At 66.1% G+C, this 17,229-nt stretch carries 12 protein-coding genes; 2 read left to right on the forward strand and 10 right to left on the reverse strand.

What is annotated here, in order from left to right; translation table 11 throughout:
- Nucleotides 1–145: 145 nt before the first annotated feature.
- From BBIA_RS07015 to BBIA_RS07030, 4 genes are all read right to left on the reverse strand, one after another.
- Nucleotides 146–1,507: a coiled-coil domain-containing protein gene (locus BBIA_RS07015; protein WP_033494670.1), complete on the reverse strand. Its 1,362-nt coding sequence runs from the start codon at nucleotides 1,505–1,507 to the stop codon at nucleotides 146–148.
- 275 nt (nucleotides 1,508–1,782) lie between these two features.
- Nucleotides 1,783–2,466: a pyroglutamyl-peptidase I gene (locus BBIA_RS07020; RefSeq protein ID WP_033494672.1), complete on the reverse strand. Its 684-nt coding sequence runs from the start codon at nucleotides 2,464–2,466 to the stop codon at nucleotides 1,783–1,785.
- A 139-nt stretch (nucleotides 2,467–2,605) separates the two neighbouring features.
- Nucleotides 2,606–3,619 carry an IspD/TarI family cytidylyltransferase gene (locus tag BBIA_RS07025; protein ID WP_081892147.1) on the reverse strand — a complete coding sequence of 338 codons (1,014 nt, stop codon included), beginning with the start codon at nucleotides 3,617–3,619 and terminating at the stop codon, nucleotides 2,606–2,608.
- Nucleotides 3,620–3,744: 125 nt separating this feature from the next.
- Nucleotides 3,745–4,743: a purine nucleoside phosphorylase YfiH/LACC1 family protein gene (locus tag BBIA_RS07030; RefSeq protein ID WP_033494674.1), complete on the reverse strand. Its 999-nt coding sequence runs from the start codon at nucleotides 4,741–4,743 to the stop codon at nucleotides 3,745–3,747.
- Between the two features lie 94 nt (nucleotides 4,744–4,837).
- On the opposite strand from BBIA_RS07030, the gene BBIA_RS07035 reads away from it, so the two are divergent.
- On the forward strand, nucleotides 4,838–6,646 hold the full coding sequence (locus BBIA_RS07035) for a peptidase U32 family protein (RefSeq protein ID WP_051923874.1): 1,809 nt from the start codon (nucleotides 4,838–4,840) through the stop codon (nucleotides 6,644–6,646).
- A 32-nt stretch (nucleotides 6,647–6,678) separates the two neighbouring features.
- Here the strand turns inward: BBIA_RS07035 and BBIA_RS07040 are convergent, their stop codons facing one another.
- Nucleotides 6,679–7,371, reverse strand: a complete 693-nt coding sequence (locus tag BBIA_RS07040) for a LysE/ArgO family amino acid transporter (protein ID WP_033494676.1) — start codon at nucleotides 7,369–7,371, stop codon at nucleotides 6,679–6,681.
- A gap of 339 nt (nucleotides 7,372–7,710) precedes the next feature.
- On the opposite strand from BBIA_RS07040, the gene BBIA_RS14885 reads away from it, so the two are divergent.
- Entirely contained in the window at nucleotides 7,711–9,399 is a 1,689-nt protein-coding gene (locus BBIA_RS14885) for an aminotransferase-like domain-containing protein (protein ID WP_033494678.1), read from the forward strand.
- A gap of 175 nt (nucleotides 9,400–9,574) precedes the next feature.
- Here BBIA_RS14885 and BBIA_RS07050 read toward each other — a convergent pair whose 3' ends face one another.
- From BBIA_RS07050 to rpsO, 5 genes are all read right to left on the reverse strand, one after another.
- Entirely contained in the window at nucleotides 9,575–10,435 is an 861-nt protein-coding gene (locus BBIA_RS07050) for an aldo/keto reductase (protein WP_033494680.1), read from the reverse strand.
- Nucleotides 10,436–10,630: 195 nt separating this feature from the next.
- Nucleotides 10,631–12,907 carry a DUF2207 domain-containing protein gene (locus BBIA_RS07055; RefSeq protein ID WP_033494682.1) on the reverse strand — a complete coding sequence of 759 codons (2,277 nt, stop codon included), beginning with the start codon at nucleotides 12,905–12,907 and terminating at the stop codon, nucleotides 10,631–10,633.
- Between the two features lie 84 nt (nucleotides 12,908–12,991).
- The gene (locus BBIA_RS07060) at nucleotides 12,992–13,558 is read right to left on the reverse strand and encodes a LemA family protein (protein ID WP_033494744.1); all 567 of its coding nucleotides are present in this window, start codon (nucleotides 13,556–13,558) and stop codon (nucleotides 12,992–12,994) included.
- Nucleotides 13,559–13,809: 251 nt separating this feature from the next.
- Nucleotides 13,810–16,530 (reverse strand): polyribonucleotide nucleotidyltransferase, encoded by a 2,721-nt coding sequence (locus BBIA_RS07065; RefSeq protein WP_033494684.1) that lies wholly within the window; start codon nucleotides 16,528–16,530, stop codon nucleotides 13,810–13,812.
- Between the two features lie 345 nt (nucleotides 16,531–16,875).
- The gene (rpsO, locus tag BBIA_RS07070) at nucleotides 16,876–17,145 is read right to left on the reverse strand and encodes a 30S ribosomal protein S15 (protein ID WP_033494686.1); all 270 of its coding nucleotides are present in this window, start codon (nucleotides 17,143–17,145) and stop codon (nucleotides 16,876–16,878) included.
- Nucleotides 17,146–17,229 lie beyond the last annotated feature (84 nt).

The following is a 17,229-nucleotide window of genomic DNA, read 5'->3' on the forward strand; positions in this document are numbered from 1 at the left end:
TAGTTCGGCACCCCTGCCGCAGTCCGCGCTTCCTATGGGAGGGCGGACCGGTGGCCGGGGTGCCGCGATGCAAACAAGGTCCCAGTCTACTCGAATCCGAGTATGACCGGGACCGTTCTTGAAGCCATTCAGTTAGCGGATCGCGTCAGCGCTGCTGCTGCCCGTTGGCCGGAGCCTGCTGCTGCTCGTTCTGCGAGTCGTCGGCGCTGCCGTCGTCGGCGTTCTCGCCACCCTCGGCCTTGTCGTCCTCGGCGGGAGGCTCCGGCATGGCGAATCCGGCGAACGCGTTGGAGAACATCGCGCGCAGTTCGGACACGCGCTGCGTGATCTGCGATTCACGCTGCTGCAGTTCCTTGAGGTGCGTCTCCATGCCTTCGATCTCGGACTTGGCAGCCTGGCGGCGCTGTTCGATCTGCGCGGCGGCGTCCGCGTCGGCCTTCTTGAGGATGGCGGCGGCCTGCTTGTCCGCGTCGGCGCGCTTGGCGGTGGCGTAGGCGTCGGCCTCCTCGCGCACGGTCTTAGCCTGGCCGACCAGTTCGTCGGCCTCCTGCTTGGCGACCTGACGGCGCTCGTCGAGATGCGAGAGCAGCTCGTCGACCTTCTTGGTCGCCTCATCCTGCTGGGCGGCGATGTCGGCGCGGATCTGCTCGACCTCGGCGGTGACCTGGCTCATTGTCTTAGTGCGGTGCACTTCGGCCTCGTCGACGATGCCCTGCGCCTTCGAGCTGGCCGCGTCGGTGATCTCGCCGGCCTTGCGGCGCGCCTCGGACATCATCTTGGACACCTGCTCGCGCACGTCGGCGAGCTTCTTGTTCGCCTCGGCGAGCGCGGATTCGATCTGGTCGTTGGTCTCGCTCTTGAGGCGGGTGATCTCCTCGGCGGCGGCCTTGCGCTGCGCGGTGATCTGCTGGGTGGCTTCGGCGCGCATGTCGGCGATCTCGCGCTCCTGCTTGGCGCGTTCGGAGGCGAGGCGCTTCTTCTGCTCCTCGCGGGCGTTGCTCAGCTCAAGTTCGGTGGACTGGCGCTGTTCGGAGACGACCTTGGCCGCCTCGGAGCGCATCTGCGCGGCGTCCTCCTGCGCGGACACGGACATGGTTTCGGCCTTGGTGTTCGCGTCCTGCAGCATGGCCTTCGCCTTGGAGGTCGCGTCGCCGACGATGTGCTGAGCGTCGAGCTTCGCGTTGTTGATGAGCGTTTCGGCCTGAGCCTGTGCCGCGGCGCGGGTTGCGGCCGCGTCCTGCTTGGCGCGGTTGAGCAGCTCGGTGCTGGTCTGTTCGGCGGAGGCGAGCATCTGCTGCGCATTCGCGCCCAGCGAGGCGAACGACGCGCCGCCCTTCGCCTTCTTGTTGCGTTCTTCCTGAAGCTGAGCCTGAAGCTGGAGAATGCGCTCGTCGTACTGCTTGACCTGGTCGCGCAGCTGCAGCAGCGTGTCCTGCGCCGCCCCGAACGCTTCGTCCACCTTTTCCTTGTCGTACCCACGCAACGCGATTGGGAAACGATCCACCATAGCCTGTTCCTTTCGCCGTCTGTTCGACGCCCCTGAGTCCCTTGCGGGACAACCCACACCGAGCACTCTAGCGTATGAATCCTGAATACGCGCTGGGCGCGCGGTTTCCTCACAGAAGCCGCAATCTCGGGCGTGTCATGCGAACCGGTTCGCCGTGACCAATACCCCCCGTCATCGGCGTCCGAACGCCGGCTTTTCGCGACGATGATCCGCCCGGCCCACGGTTCGCAAAGCACGCGGACGATCATCATGCGAATGATCCCGCGTCGCCTGATTCACACGATGAGAATGTCGCCGGACGACGGCTGCCGCAGGTACCGCACCGTCTCGCGCACCACGTCGCGGCCGGCCTGCACCTGCTGGTCGAGCGGCAGCCCGTGCTGCGTCTTGCGGTCGTCGACGACCTTGGGAAAGCTCACGAATCCGCTCAAAACGTGATCCTGCGTGGCGGTCCAGTTGAGCAGGTTGTAGAACAGCGAGTTGCACACGAACGTGCCCGCGTCGGAACTGAGCGACGAGGCGATGCCGTCGCGCGTGAAGTCCTTGAGGATCGAACGCAACGGCAGACGCGTCCAGTACGCGGCCGGGCCGTCCGGGTCGATCGGGCCGGAGCGCGGCGTCGCGTTGTCCGCGTCCGGCCGGACCGCGTCCATGCGGTTCGTGGCGCAGCGTTCAAGCAGCACGCCGCGGGCCGCGTGCTTGAGGCCCGTGGCGATGACGATGTCGGGATGCGCGTCCTCGATCGTGGCGAGCAGCGTCGGCCACGCCTTGGCGAAACTGACCGGAATGGCGACCGTGCGAATGTTGACGTGCACGTCACTGAGCGGATCGTCGAACCGATCGCCGGCGGCCGGCCCCAACCCCTGTTCGGCGAGCGCGCGCGGCACTTCGACGCACGGGTTGACGTCGATGCCGTCGTAATGGTCGAAGCCGGAAATCACCACGTTGATCTGCTGCATGGTCTCCAGTCTAAACCAGTGACGGCAGACCCCATGGCAACGGACCGGTGCACGTCACGGTCTTTGCCCGGACCGCCGACTCAGACAGACGGTCCAAGCAAAACGCAATCATCCGCCGGCCGGAAACCAACGGCGAAGGTCAGCGGCCCATGCGCGACGCGGCTTGGGCGAAGATCGCGTGCATGCGCGCCTTGGCCTCTTCACGCGTCATGTGCGACAGGTTCGCGGGCGCACCGGTCACCGGATCGACCGGACCGGCGGCGGCCGGATCGAACGCAGCCGCGAACGCGTCGTCCGCGCCCGTCGCGCCGCCCGTCGTCGTCGCAACCGGCGGCATACCGGGCCGGCCGAGACGTTCGGCCGCGATCCGTTCAGCGGTCGGAATGTCAGCCATCGTCGTGATCTTCAGGTTCGACTCGCTGCCGTCGACAACGGCGACCGCCGCGTCGGGCAGATAGTCGACAACGACGCGCGTGTCGTCGGTCGGGTGGAATCCGGGATCGGCCGACGCCAGATCGTACGCACGTCGGATCGTGTCGAAACGGAACGCCTGCGGCGTCTGCGCGCGGAACGTGTGCGGCCGGTCGGGCACCTGGCGCACGACCTTGCGTCCGTCGCGGAATTCCGTCAGCAGCACGGTGTCGGTGCTCGCGTACGCAACGGTGGCCGCGTCAAGCTCGTCGAGCGCGTCGATGCAGCCGTCGATCGACGACTGTTCGACGAACGGACGCACCGCGTCGTGGATGAGGATCTTCGCCCGGGCCGGCACGCCTGCGTCGGCAAGCGCGCCGAGCGCGGCAGCCGTGCTGTCGACGCGTTCGCGGCCGCCGTTGATGATCATGCGGACCTTCGGATAGCCGGCGCGTTCGATGAGCTCCTCGACAGCGGAGCGCACGGCCGGGTTGACCACGACGATGATGTCGGAGACGCGCTCGTTGCGCTCGAACGCCTCGATGCTCCAGCACACGATCGGCTTGCCGCCGACGGAGACGAGCTGCTTGGGATTGTTCGGATCGAAGCGCGTGCCGAAACCAGCGGCGAGCACCACGGCCACGACGGGCACGGTCTGCGGCTTCGGCGCGGCGGGCGCCGGCGACACGGACGCGGACGACACGGACGACGCGGTTTCGGGTGAGGTTGCGTTCTCAGGCATGGTCTGTTCTGTTTCTCTCTCGGTCATAATGTCTTCCACCGTACGGCGGAAGGCGGCGGACGTGAGCCGGCTCACACCCATCTGCACGGAATATGCGCGGAAACCGCGGGCGTCGCAGCCGGCGCCTAGTGCCGCACGATGAGCGCGAGCAGTCGGCCCTCGTGCGTCTTGCCGGCGCGCACGGCGCGGCGGTGCGAGTACCACAGCGGGTTTTCGAGCGTGCACATGCTGCGGCTGATGCCTTCGATGCGCTCGTCGAGCGAGGCTGGGCCTTCGCTGTCGGTGCGGCACAGTTCGGCGAGTTCAGGATCGTGGTCGAGGTACTGGGTGGCGGCGTGCACGCGCGGCATCGAATCGACGACCTTGCTCACGCCAGCGAACGCGAGGTCGATCATCGCAGCCTCGGCGATGTCGATGCCGGCGCCGCCGAACCGCGTGGTCGTCTTGGTGAGCGGAAAGCGCTTCTCGAACTTGTCGGCGATCTCGTCGCCGACCTCGTAGCAGTCGCCGCAGATGCGCGGGCCGAGCGTGGCGACGATGCGCGACGGGTCGGCTCCCTTGAGCTTCATGAGTTCGACGGTCGCGCCGATCACGCCGTTCTCGAGTCCGCGGCGGCCGCAGTGGCATGCGCCGATGATGCCGGTTTCGGGATCGGCGAGCAGCACGGGCAGACAGTCGGCGGCGAACATGCCGAGCGCGATGCCGGTGCGCGACGTGACCTGTCCGTCGGCCTCCTTGACCGCCGGCGTCGCGGCGTCGCCGTCGTCCGCGCCGCGCGTGCCGGACACGTCGAAGCCGAACGGCGTGTTGATCTCGAACGCGTCATCCACGTCCACGGCGATGCCGGAATGCACCTGCGACACCAGCGACAGCCGCGCGCCGGCCGCCTCGGCGAGCGCCACGCGGTTCGACAGCACGGCCGCCGGATCGTCGTCGGACTTGCCGCCAAGGTTGCAGTTGCCGAAGTCGCCGGTGCTTAAGCCCCCGAGTCGCGTCGTGTATATCACGGTGACGCCGGGCGCGAGCGCGATCGGGATCGTCACCGGGATCGGATTGCCGTCGCGGTCGGTGGAGCTGATCTTGCTGCTGTCAAGAATCTCGTCATCATACTGTTCATCGCTCATGCCGCCCACTCTAGCGTGACGCGGCGCCCGGCCGCCGGGACGCTGCGCCGACCGCGGAAACACTGAGATGGCCGTGCCCTACACTATTGGGGTGATGAAAACGGATACCAATGCAACTGTGAACACCGGCCCGCGCGCCTTGCGCACCCGACGCAAGCCCGAGGTGCTCTCCCCCGCCGGCAACCTGCGCGGCCTCAAGACTGCCGTCGACTTCGGCGCGGACGCCGTCTACTGCGGCGGCAAGGCGTTCGGCATGCGCTCGGCTCCAAAGAACCTGAGCCTCGAGGACTTCGAGGAAGGCGCGCGATACGCCCACGAACGCGGGGCGCGCGTGTACGTGACGCTCAACGTGCTGCCGCGCAACGCCGAAGTCGAGGCGATGCGCGAATACATCGGCCAGCTCAAGGACACGGGCATCGACGCGATGATCGTCACCGACATCGGCGTGATGATGATGGCGCACCAGATTGCGCCCGACGTGGAGCTGCACGTCTCCACGCAGGCCGGCGTGACGAACTACGGCGCAGCGCAGGCGTTATACGAGTTCGGCGCGCGCCGCGTGGTGCTCGCCCGCGAGATGGATTTGCAGGCCGTGCGCGACATCCGCGCGCGCATTCCCGACGACATGGACATCGAATGCTTCGTGCATGGCGCAATGTGCATGGCATTCTCCGGCCGCTGCCTGTTTTCCAACTACCTGACCGGCCGCGACGGCAACCACGGCGAATGCGCGCAGCCGTGCCGTTGGAAGTATTCGATCGTCGAGGAGAAGCGGCCCGGCCAGTACTTCCCGATCGAGCAGACCGAGGAGGGCGCATACCTGTTCAACTCGCAGGACATGTGCATGCTCGATCACATCGACGATCTGATCGATTCGGGCGCGACGAGCCTGAAGATCGAGGGACGTTCCAAGTCGGCGTATTACATTGCGGCGATGACGAACGCGTACAAGATCGCGGTGAACGAGTACATGGTGCAGCGCGGGTTCGAGGATGCTTCCGGCGCTGTGCTCAAGCCGTTCCGCGATCGGGTGATCCGCGAGGGCGACCCGGATTACGCCGAGTCGATTACCGTGGTGCCGGATGCGATCGAGCGCAACGCCGACCGCGCGTTCGCGGGTGTGCCCGGTGGCGACATGGGATTGGAGTTCGGCGGGGATGCCGGCGCAAACGCAGGCGATGCAGGCTCCGGAAAGATCTCTCCGCTCGCTTCGCTCGGTCGAGATGGCACGAGTGAGGAGGCACCCGGCCAAGACAGCAAGAACGAGGACGCACCCGGGCAAGACGGCAAGAGCGCGAACGCGGACGGCCGAGACGGCAAGGGAGCGAATAACGCGGCTGCGGTTGAGGACGCCGCGGCCCGTTCGGCCGGCGGCTCGCAGCTGGACGATCTGAGCTATCGGGCCCGCAGCGCGCGTCGCAAGTCGAACACGGCCGAGGAGGTGCTGCCGGAGGGCTGGCATCATGCGAAGGTCCGTCCGGCGGAACCGGTCGCACTGCCGGACTGGCTGCTTGAGGAGCCCGACAAGGTCGCGCACCGCGACTATTCGACCGGCTTCTACTATCCGGAACACAAGGTCACGCAGAACACGAACCGTTCCGCGTACTTCCGCGCGTGGATGGTCGTGGGCGAGGTGCTCGACTGGACGCCGGACGAGGGCGGCCGCGTGACGTTGATGAGCCGCAACAAAATCGAGGCCGGGCAGGAGATCGAATTCCTGCTGCCGGGCGAGCGTCCGTTCGCCTATACGGTGCCGGCCGGCGGTTTCCGCGACGCGGAAGGCCATTGGGTCGAGGCAATCAACAATCCGGCGCACGTGTTCTCGATGCCGTGCCCACATCCGGTGCCGCACAACGCGGCGATCCGCTCGCGCACCAGGAAGCCGACCCTCAAGGCGGAGTAGACGTTTCTCGTCGGCCTCGTTCCGCGGATCCGTCAGAGCACGGCGAGGGCGAAATCGACGAGGAGCTTGACGCCGTAGAGGGTGATCACGCCGCCGCACACGCGGTTGAGCACGTCGATGATCTTCGGGCTGAACTTGTGGGCGAACGCGTTGACGACGAGCGTGACGCCCATGAACCACATCACCGAGGCGGTTTCCACGCCGGTGATGAACGGGGTGGTCTGCTGGGCGCTCAAGGTCGCGGCGAACGCGCCGAGCATGAGCGTGCCGTCGATGATGGCCTGCGGGTTGAACCACGTGACCACGCACGCGGTGCCGATCGTATCGAGCAGGCCGCGCATGCCCATATGCTGGGGGCGGGCGGCGGTGCCGGCCACTGACTGTGCAATGGCTGCGGAGGAGTTCGAAGCAGCCGCATCGGCGGCGGTCCCCTGTGCCGCGGCCTTCTTCTTCGGCAGCAGCAACCCCAGACCGATCTTCACGACAATCAGACCGCCAAGGCCGAGCACGATGGTCTCGAGCCACGGGTGCGCTTCCATAAGCGCGCCCACGCCGAAGAAGCAAGACAGCGACAGCGACATGTCGAACAGCACGACGATGAGCGCCGTGATGAGCGCGTTGCGGCGCGTGCGCGTCAGCGCCGAATTGATGACGAACAGATTCTGCATGCCGATCGGCGCGATGTACGCCAAGCCCATCGTCAGTCCCTGCAAGTACAGGCCCATGTCTTCACTCCCCTGCGTCTCGGTTTGGCTGGGTCGCACCCAACCAACCAAATCCAGCCAAATCCTTGCCAGCCGAATCATCCCTCACGGATCGCAATCACCAGCAAATCCGCATCATTCCAATACCGTCGCATTATCCTACCCAAGCGATTACACTTGGCAACCAGCCAAGCAGTGCATCATGCACCCAACCAAACTATGCTCGCCAGCCCAAGGTTGGCCGCATCGACCACGCTCACAGCGCCACATATGGCAACGCCACGGCACAGCAGCGACCGGAATCGCATCACGGACGTCAGCGCCAGCCGCGCTCGCCCAACCACGAATCGAGGAACCATCATGGCACGCATCGCGCCGATCAACATCGACTGGGCACCGGACCGCGCGTCCGACGTGCCGGTCACCGAACAGATCGTCGACTTCATGTGCCGGCAGGTCTCCAGCGGCGCGTGGCCGATCGGCTCGCGTCTACCGTCGCAGCGCGCGCTGGCCGAGGCGTTCGGCGTGAACCGGTCGACCGTGATCGCCGCGATCGGCGAACTGGCCGACTACGGGATCGTCGAGGGCCTGCACGGCGCGGGCACGCGCATCGTGAGCAACACGTGGTCGCTCATGCTGCCGGGCGCGCCCGATTGGGCGGACTACGTCTCGTCCGGCTTCTTCCGTGCGAACAACGCGACGATGCAGACCATCAACCGCATGGAGTTCGCGCGCGGCGTCACGCGGCTCGGCACGGGCGAGCTCGACCCGCGGCTGTTTCCGCGCGACATGTGGCGGCGAGTAGCGCGCGAGGCCGCGGACGAGATCGATGCGATCGGATATCCGGAGCCGGAGGGCACGCCGGCGCTGCGGGAGGCGATCGCCGCACACATGCGCGCGACCGGCGTCAACTGCACGGCCGAGCAGATTCTCGTCACATCGGGCGCGCTGCAGGCGCTGCAGATGATTTCGGTGAGCCTGCTGTCGGCCGGATCGACGGTGATCGCGGAGGCACCGAGCTACATCAAGTCGCTGCAGGTGTTCCAGTCGGCGGGGATCCGGCTTGCCGGCGTGCCGATGGACGGCGACGGACTGCGCGTCGACGCGTTGCGCAGGCTGCTGGATGGTTCCGACGGCGTTTCCGACGGGGCCGGTTCGCATGCGATCAGGGACGACTCGCAGTCGAACGGACAGCCGGTTCCGTCGCCGGACGTCCTGTCGGCACCGTCGCCGGACGCCCGACCGGCCACGCCGATCATGCCGGCCGCGCCGGCCGCGCCATCGGACTTCCGATCGGGAAGCACGGTCCGGCGGCCGACGCCCCATCCGTTGCCGACCAGCCGCCGACGGATGGACGATGCGGTGCTGTACACGATTCCGACGAACCACAATCCGACCGGCGTGACGATGCCGGACGCGCGGCGGCGCGAATTGATCGACTGCTGCGTGGCGAACCGGCTGCCGATCATCGAGGACGGCGCGTATCAGGACCTGTATTTTGGCGACGGGCCCGCGCCCACGCCACTCAAGGCGATGGACGAGACAGGTATGGTGATCACGCTGGGCAGCGCGTCGAAGGCGCTCGCGCCCGGCCTGCGCATCGGATGGATCGTGGCGGACCGGTCGATCGTGCACCGGTTGGCCGACGTGAAAATGCAGATGGATTACGGCGCGAGCACGCTCAGCCAGTGGGTGTACGCGCGGTTTTTGGACAGCGGCCTGTACGACGACTATGTAGCCGGGCTCAAGCAGGAGCTGCGACGGCGGCGCGACGCTGCGCTCGACACGCTGCAGCGCCTGTTCGGCAATCTCGCGCACTGGACCGTGCCGCAGGGCGGATTCTATATCTGGCTCACGTTCGACCAGCCGGTGAAGATCGGTCGCCTGTTCCAGCTGGCGTTGGATCGCGGCGTGCTGCTCAATCCGGGCGACGTGTACGATTTCGAGGGCGACAATTCACTGCGATTGAGCTATTCGTACACGACGCCGGAGGAGTTCGCACGGGCGGCGGCGGTGCTGGCCGCGACCGCCCGCGAAGCGGGGGCATAAAGGATCGGTTCCACATATGCAGGCACATTGGAGTAGCCGCATATGTCACGTCATTTCGACCGAGCGAAGCGAGCGGAGAAATCTTTCTTCCATCACGTCTCCGCTCCGGAAGATTTCTCGACTCGGCTACGCCTCGCTCGAAATGACGCTGAAGTCGCAACATCCGCTCCGCAACTCAGCCGAGCTTGGCAAAATCCTCCTCGTCAAGCTCAAGCTCGCCGGCCTTGAGGCTGTCAAGAATGGTTTCGGGGCGGTGCGCGCCGGGGATCACGAACATGTGGTCGCCCTTGGCGAGCTCCCACGCGAGCACGACCTGCTGGTAGGAGACGCCGTGCTTGGCGGCGACCTCGCGGAACGGGTCGAACTTGTGCTCGTCGTACGGGTGGCGGTAACCGCCGAGCGGGCTCCAGCACACGAACGCGAGGCCGAGCTTGGCGCAGTAGTCGAGCGTGTCCTGCGTGTCGAGGTGGACCGGCGAGTACTGGTTCTGCACGGCGATGAGCTTGTCGCCAAGGATGCCGCGCGCGATGTCGAGCTGTTCGATGGTCACGTTGGACACGCCCGCGTACTGGGCGACGCCTTCGTCGACGAGCTGCTTGATCGCCTCGATGGACTCGTTGTACGGCACTTCCGGATCGTGACGGTGCATGTACAGCAGGTCGATCGTGTCGACGCCGAGCGCCATCGCCGACTCCTTACCGTAGCGGATGAGGTGCTCGGGCTTGCCGTCGCGCGGCCAGACCGGCTTGTCGCCGTCCCATGCGCGGCGCAGGCCGATCTTGGTGGCGACGAGCACCTCGTCCTTCGGGCCGTGCCACGTGTCGAGGGCCTCGCGCACGAGCTTTTCGCCGGTCTGCTCCTCCTCGCCGGGCGTGTAGTAGGCCCACGCGGTGTCGATGTGACGGCAGCCCGCGTCGAGCGAGGCGTGCAGCGTTTCAATGCCGACATCGTGGCCGCGGTTGTTTTCGATGGTCAGCGGCATTTCGCCGTGGCCGATGGCGGTGGTGTCGAACGGTCCGAGATTGCGGTGCAGCATGGCGGTTCTCCTTTGCTTGACTGGTGTGCGGCTGGCTGGCGTGCAGCTGACTGACGCGCGGTTGGCCGGCGTACGGTTGGCCGGCGTACAGACGACTTGCGGCCGAAGTACGACCGGCACGCGGTTTGCGCCGACTGCCGGCGGTGCCGACGATGCCCGGTTCCAGCGTAGAAACCTGGCTGGATTTGGCGACGCTCAACGCCCGCCGAACGAGCCGCCGCCGGAGCCGCCGGACGAGCCGCCGAAACCGCCGCCGCCCGAGAATGAGCCGCCCGAACCGCCGGAGCCGCCGGACGAAGGCGCGGCCGCGGAGATCGTGGAGCGGATGTCGGCGAAGCCGGCGTCGAGCTGCGCGCCGATGTCGCCGATGTTCGCGCTGAACGACGACGGGTCGAATCCGCCGCCCGGGAACGGACCGTCGGCCGCGCCGCCAAAACCGGATCCGTACGCCGAATGATGCCAGCCGTACGGCCGGTAGCTCCAGTACAGCACCGAGTCGGACGCGTTGGAGTCGAGCCAGTCGGGGTCGGTGATCTGCGGGTACGCCTTGGCCAGCTCACGCAGCGCGCGGTCGGAGATGCCGAACGCGGCCGCGTACACGAGGTAGCGGTCCCACAGCACGAGGTCGGCCGCGCCGCGGTCGGAGAAGTCCGAAAAATCGACCAGGTATCGGTACAGGCCGTGAACCTGCCCGCCCCAGCGCTGTCCTGCCGCGGTGAGCGCCGTATGCTTAGCGCAGATCAGCGCGAACAGGCTGCAGAACATGACGGGCGCAGCCACGCACAGCACGAGCGCCACGTTGTCCCACGTGCCGAAGACCACCGTGCCGATGATCGCGACGGCCAAGCCGAATCCGCCGGCCACGCTCGCCCCAACTCCGCACGAACGGGTGGCGCCGAGCATCGCGAATTCGTTGGCGCAGGCGGTTTCGTACTTGTCGAACACCTTGTAGCCGCCCTTCCAGTTTTTGCAGGCGGCGTTCATCTGGCGCAGGTCGAACACGGGCGCGCCGATGCGCTTGGAGATCGCCTCGAGCAGCCGCAGCGCACGGTCCTCGCTGTCGCTCAGGCGCAGTGCGGCGCGGGAGGACGGGTCGAAGCACGCGGGCATGATCACGATAGTGCTGGTACCGGCCGCGTCCGCCTCGCGCGCGGGATCGGAGCCGATGAGCGCGGCAAGTTCGACGGCGGAGGCGGTGCTCATGTCGATGCCGCGGTACGTTTCCGCGGAGCCGGGGCGTATCGCGATCGCCTTTTTCGAGGCGAGCGAGAGCATGGTGGAGGTCATGCGGCGCGAGTCGAGCGAACCTTTGCCGTCGAGTCCCATGATGTCGGCCATTTTGGCCGCGGATGCGGGGCTCATGTCGGGCGGTTCGCGCCAGTATTCGATGTCGCCGCGATAGTCGGCGATCCGGTGGCTGCGCAGCGCGGAGACGACCGCGATCGCGCACAAGATCAGCCCAACGAGCGCGAAGCCGAGTCCCACGGCCAGTCGCGCGCGGGCGTACGAGCGCTGTTGGTCTCGCCACGCGGTTTCCTGCCGCGTCTCGTCGGTCTTGAGCCAGTCGAGATGGTCGCCGCTTTCCCGCCGGATCCAGTTGCCGGATCGGCTGCCGACGTTGTCGCTGCCCTTCCACCACGAGGGTTCCTTGACGACGTTCGCATCGTACGCGACGACCAGATCAAGATACTCCCCCGCGCGCACGTCGTACGCGGCGAACGTGAGCGCGCCGCCTTCGCCGCGCGCGGTTTCGGACGTGCCGGTGTAGTGCAGCCACGCCCACGAATTGTCGGCCATAATGCCGTTCGGGAAGCGCACAGTGCCGGTGACCTTGCCGATCGGCGTCTGGCCCGACTTACCGAACGGCTCCCATTGGAACGCGGCGACGTCGTCGTAGAGCGTGGTGGCGCCGACGAGCGTGAACGTCACGTCGAATTTGAGGCTGTTCGCCGACTTGGTGAAGGGGATGTTCCAGCCGATTTCGATGGTCTTGGTCTCGCTGCTGCCGGTGCCGATCGGCAGGCCGTCCTTGATCGGCTCGTACGGTTCGAGCGAGGCTCCGGTCGCGTCGGCGATGTACCAGTGGTTCGCCCAGTCGCTGTTCCATTCGCGTTCGCTCAGGCCGTCCGGCAGACGCGGTTCGGTCTGTGCGTACGTTTGCCCGGTGGTCGCGTTGCGCACGGAGATGTCCGTGATGTCGGACAGGTTGGTACCGTTGAGCTCGTAGCGCTGGTACAGCTGTTTCCACGGGCGCACATTGTCGTCGTCATCGGTGCGCTTGTTGAGCCGCATGTTGATGTGCTGCGTGACCTTGAGACTGCCGTCCGACTGCACGTCGACGCTGTAGTCGAGCGTGCGGTAGCTCAGATCGGCGCCACCGTCGAACAGCGACGCGACGAGCGTGCCGCCGAACACCAGTATGACGACAAGCGCCGCGATGAACGCGGATCTAGTGACACGTTTGACGTCCATGCGGTTCCCCTTCCGCTCCGTTCAGCCGAAACAACCCGACCGGCCAACCGAAACAGCTGCCGGCCACGGTTCGTCTGGCATCGGCTAGAACCTGACCTGCGGCGCCTGGCGCGACTGCTCGTCGGCCTGGAAGTATTCAGCCTGTTCGAAGTGGAAGAGGCCGGCGATGATATTGCTCGGCACGGTTTCGGTAGCCGTGTTGTACTTGAGCACGACGTCGTTGTAGAACTGGCGCGCGTACGCGATCTTCGACTCAAGCTCCTTGAGCTGGGCCTGCAGGTCCATGAAGTTCTGGTTAGCCTGCAGCTGCGGATACGCTTCGGCCGTGGCCTGCAGGTTGACAAGCGCACGGGAGAGCGCGTTCTCTGCGGCGGCACGCTGGACAGTCGTCGCGTTCGGATCGCTGGCAGCGGCGACCACGCCAGCGCGCGCGGCCGTCACCTGCGTGAGCACGGTCGACTCGTGACCGGCGTACCCCTTGACCGTTTCCACAAGATTCGGGATCAGGTCGGCACGTTGTTTGAGCTGCACGTCGATCTGCGCCCAGCCGTTCTTGACGCGATTGCGCAGCGTGACCAGCCCGTTGTACGCGCCCACGCCCCACAGCACCAGCGCGATGAGCACCACCAGAATGATGATGACGAAAACCATGCGTTCCCCCTTGTTGCCTTGCCTCATTGCCATGCCGGCCATTGCCGCATGCCGTTCGTATCCGTCGTGTTCCATTCTTCCACAATCCCGGCCGCCGGCAAAGCACCACGGCAAAGAACATGCCGTCCTGCGCAGAACCGTAAAAATACGACTGAGGGGTAGCCAGAAGGCATATGCACGTACCTTCTGACTACCCCTCAGTCAGCTTCGCTGCCAGCTCCCCTAGCAAGGGGAGCCATAGCTGTTATCTATCAGTCCTCGAACGGATCAAAGTCGCGACGCACGCGGCGGCGCGGACGCTCAGTGCGCTCGACGCGCTCGGCGCGGTACTCGTCGTAGTTCTCGTCGGCGGCGTAACGCGGGTTGCGGTCGTCGCCGCGGCGCGAACGACGCGGACGGGAGTCACGGTCGTCACGATCGGAACGGGACGAACGACGATCGTCGCGGCGGTCGTCACGATCGTCACGGTCGTCGTAGTCACGGTCCGAACGGCGCGAACGACGCGGACGATCATCGTAATCACGATCGTCGCGATCATCATAGTCACGATCGGAACGGCGGCGGCGCGGACGATCATCGTAATCGTCGTCATCGTGATCGTCGCGGCGCGAACGGCGCGGACGATCGTCGTAATCACGATCAGAACGGCGGTCGTCACGGTCGGAGCGACGTCCGCGGCCGCCGCGACGGTCGTCACGGTCGCCACGGTCGGCACCGCGGTCGCCACGGTCACTGCCGCGGGAAGCACCACGGCCGGCGCCGGAATCCTGATCCTCGAAGCCCGGGATCGCGAGGCTGATCTTGCCGCGATCGTCGACGCCCTGCACGACAACCTCGACGGTGTCGCCTTCCTTGAGCACGTCCTCGACCGCGTCAATGCGCTCGCCGTTGGCGAGGTTGCGGATCTGCGAGATGTGCAGCAGGCCGTCGGTGCCCGGAGTCAGGTTCACGAACGCGCCGAACGACGTGGTCTTGACGACCTTGCCGTTGTACGTTTCGCCGGCCTGAGGCACGTGCGGGTTGGCGATCTGGTCGATGATGGCCTTGGCCTTCTCGGCCGCCTCGCCGCCTTCGGAGGAGATGTAAACGGTGCCGTCGTCCTCGATCGCGATCTCGGCGCCAGTGTCCTCCTGGATCTGGTTGATGTTCTTACCCTTCGGGCCGATGATCTCACCGATCTTGTCGACCGGAACGGTGGTGGTGAGGATGCGCGGAGCATACTCGCTCATCTCGGCCGGGCCGTCGATGCACTCGTTGATCAGGTCAAGGATCGTGGTGCGGGCCTCGTGCGCCTGCTGCAGGGCGGCGGCGAGGATGTCAGCCGGAATGCCGTCGAGCTTGGTGTCGAGCTGCAGGGCGGTGATGAACTCGCTGGTGCCGGCGACCTTGAAGTCCATGTCGCCGAACGCGTCCTCGGCGCCCAGGATGTCGGTGAGCGTCTTGTAGATGTGCTGGCCGTCCACGTCGCCGGACACGAGGCCCATGGCGATGCCCGCGACCGGGGCCTTCAGCGGGACGCCCGCGGCGAGCAGAGACAGGGTGGAAGCGCACACGGAACCCATCGAGGTGGAACCGTTGGAGCCGATGGCCTCGGAGACCTGACGGATCGCGTACGGGAACTCCTCACGGCTCGGCAGCACCGGCACGATGGCCTTCTCGGCGAGCGCGCCGTGGCCGATCTCGCGACGCTTCGGGGAGCCGACGCGGCCGGTTTCGCCGGTGGAGTACGGCGGCATCTCGTAGTTGTGCATGTAGCGCTTGGACTGCGGGCCGGACAGCGCGTCGATCTGCTGCTCCATCTTGAGCATGTTCAGCGTGGTGACGCCCAGGATCTGGGTTTCGCCGCGCTGGAAGAGCGCGGAACCGTGCACGCGCGGCACGATGTCCACTTCGGCGGACAGGGTGCGGATGTCGCGCAGGCCACGGCCGTCGATGCGGTAGTCTTCGGTGAGGATGCGGCGGCGCACGATCTGGCGCTGCAGCTCCTTGAACGCGTTGCCGAGCTCCTTCTCCTTCTCGTCGTCCGCCATGTCGGTGAACTCGTTGGCGAGGATTTCGCGCACGTGCTCCTTGATCTCGTGGATGCGGTCCTGACGCGGCAGCTTCTCCGCGATGGACAGCGCCTCGTTGAGGTCAGCGTGGGCGATCTCGTCGATGCGCGCATACAGCTCGTCGGTGTACTCCGGGAAGAGCTGGAACTCCTTGGTTTCCTTGGCGGCCTTCTCCTTGAGCTCGTTCTGGGCCTCGCAGATGACCTTGATGAACGGCTTGGCGGCCTCGAGGCCCTGAGCCACGACGGTCTCGTCCGGCTTGGTCTGGCCTTCGTCGTAGATGAGGTGCCAGGCGTTCTTGCCGGCGCCCGCCTCGATCATGGCGATCGCGACGTCGCCGTTCTCGATCACGCGGCCGGCGACCACGATCTCGAACACAGCGCGCTCACGCTCGCTCCAGCGCGGGAACGCGACCCACTGGCCGTCGATCAGCGCCAGACGCACGCCGGAAACCGGGCCGGAGAACGGCAGGCCGGAGATCATCGTGGACGCGGAGGCCGCGTTCAGCGCGATCACGTCGTACGCGTCGTCCGGGTTGATCGCGAGTACGGTCTCAACGACCTGTACCTCGTTGCGCAGCGTGTGCGGGAACAGCGGGCGCAGCGGACGGTCGATGATGCGGCAGGCGAGGATCGCCTCGCTGGACGGACGGCCTTCGCGGCGGAAGAACGAGCCCGGGATCTTGCCCGCGGCGTACATCTTCTCTTCGACATCGACGGTCAGCGGGAAGAAGTCGTAGTTCTCCTTCGGGCTGGAACCGGCGGTGGTGGTGGACAGAATCATCGAATCGTCGTCGAGGTAGGCGGCCACCGCGCCGTCAGCCTGCTGCGCGAGACGGCCCGTTTCGAAGCGCAGCGTGCGCTTGCCAAACGAACCATTGTCGATTACGGCCTCAACGGCCTTGATTTCGGGACCCTCCATTAGGGTTCCTCCTTTTTGCTTGTATCTTCTATATACCTGCTGTTCGGGCCATGTCCCGCCCGAACCGTTCCTCTGCCATACTTCGTATTCGGCCGACCGGAAACGCCTCTTCCTCCCGGCGTTTCCCCGAATCGGCCTCATTCGCACGCGGACGTACCCAGCCGCGCTGTCATCTGTCAGATTCAGAACCTATTGTGCGTTTCACCCTCAGACAAGAGCGCCCCGCCGGGCGCTTCCCCGTTCGCCGGCCCGGACGGCCGGTTTCGTGCCGGCTCCGTCCGTGTGCGCGGCACGGCTCCGGCACGCAAAAACGCCCGAGCATTGGATGCTCGGGCGTTAAGTATGTTAGCGGCGAATGCCCAGCTTCTCGATCAGGGCACGGTAACGGTTGATGTCGACGCGCTTGAGGTAGTCGAGCAGACGACGACGGTCACCGATCATCAGCATCAGACCACGACGGGAGTGGTGATCGTGCTTGTGCTCCTTGAGGTGCTCGGTCAGATCGGCGATGCGCTTGGACAGCAGCGCGACCTGGACCTCCGGAGAACCCGTGTCGCCCTCGTGCGTCGCGTACTGAGAGATGATTTCCTGCTTTTCCTGAGCCGTAAGTGCCACGGCATCCTCCTTATGTTGCTGCGCGGTGCTGCCGGCCCAATGCCGGCGCGCTCTCTATCCGCGGGCGAAACACGCCAAGGGGAC

Origin of the sequence: Bifidobacterium biavatii DSM 23969, from assembly GCF_000741165.1 — a bacterium.
Taxonomy (GTDB): domain Bacteria; phylum Actinomycetota; class Actinomycetes; order Actinomycetales; family Bifidobacteriaceae; genus Bifidobacterium; species Bifidobacterium biavatii.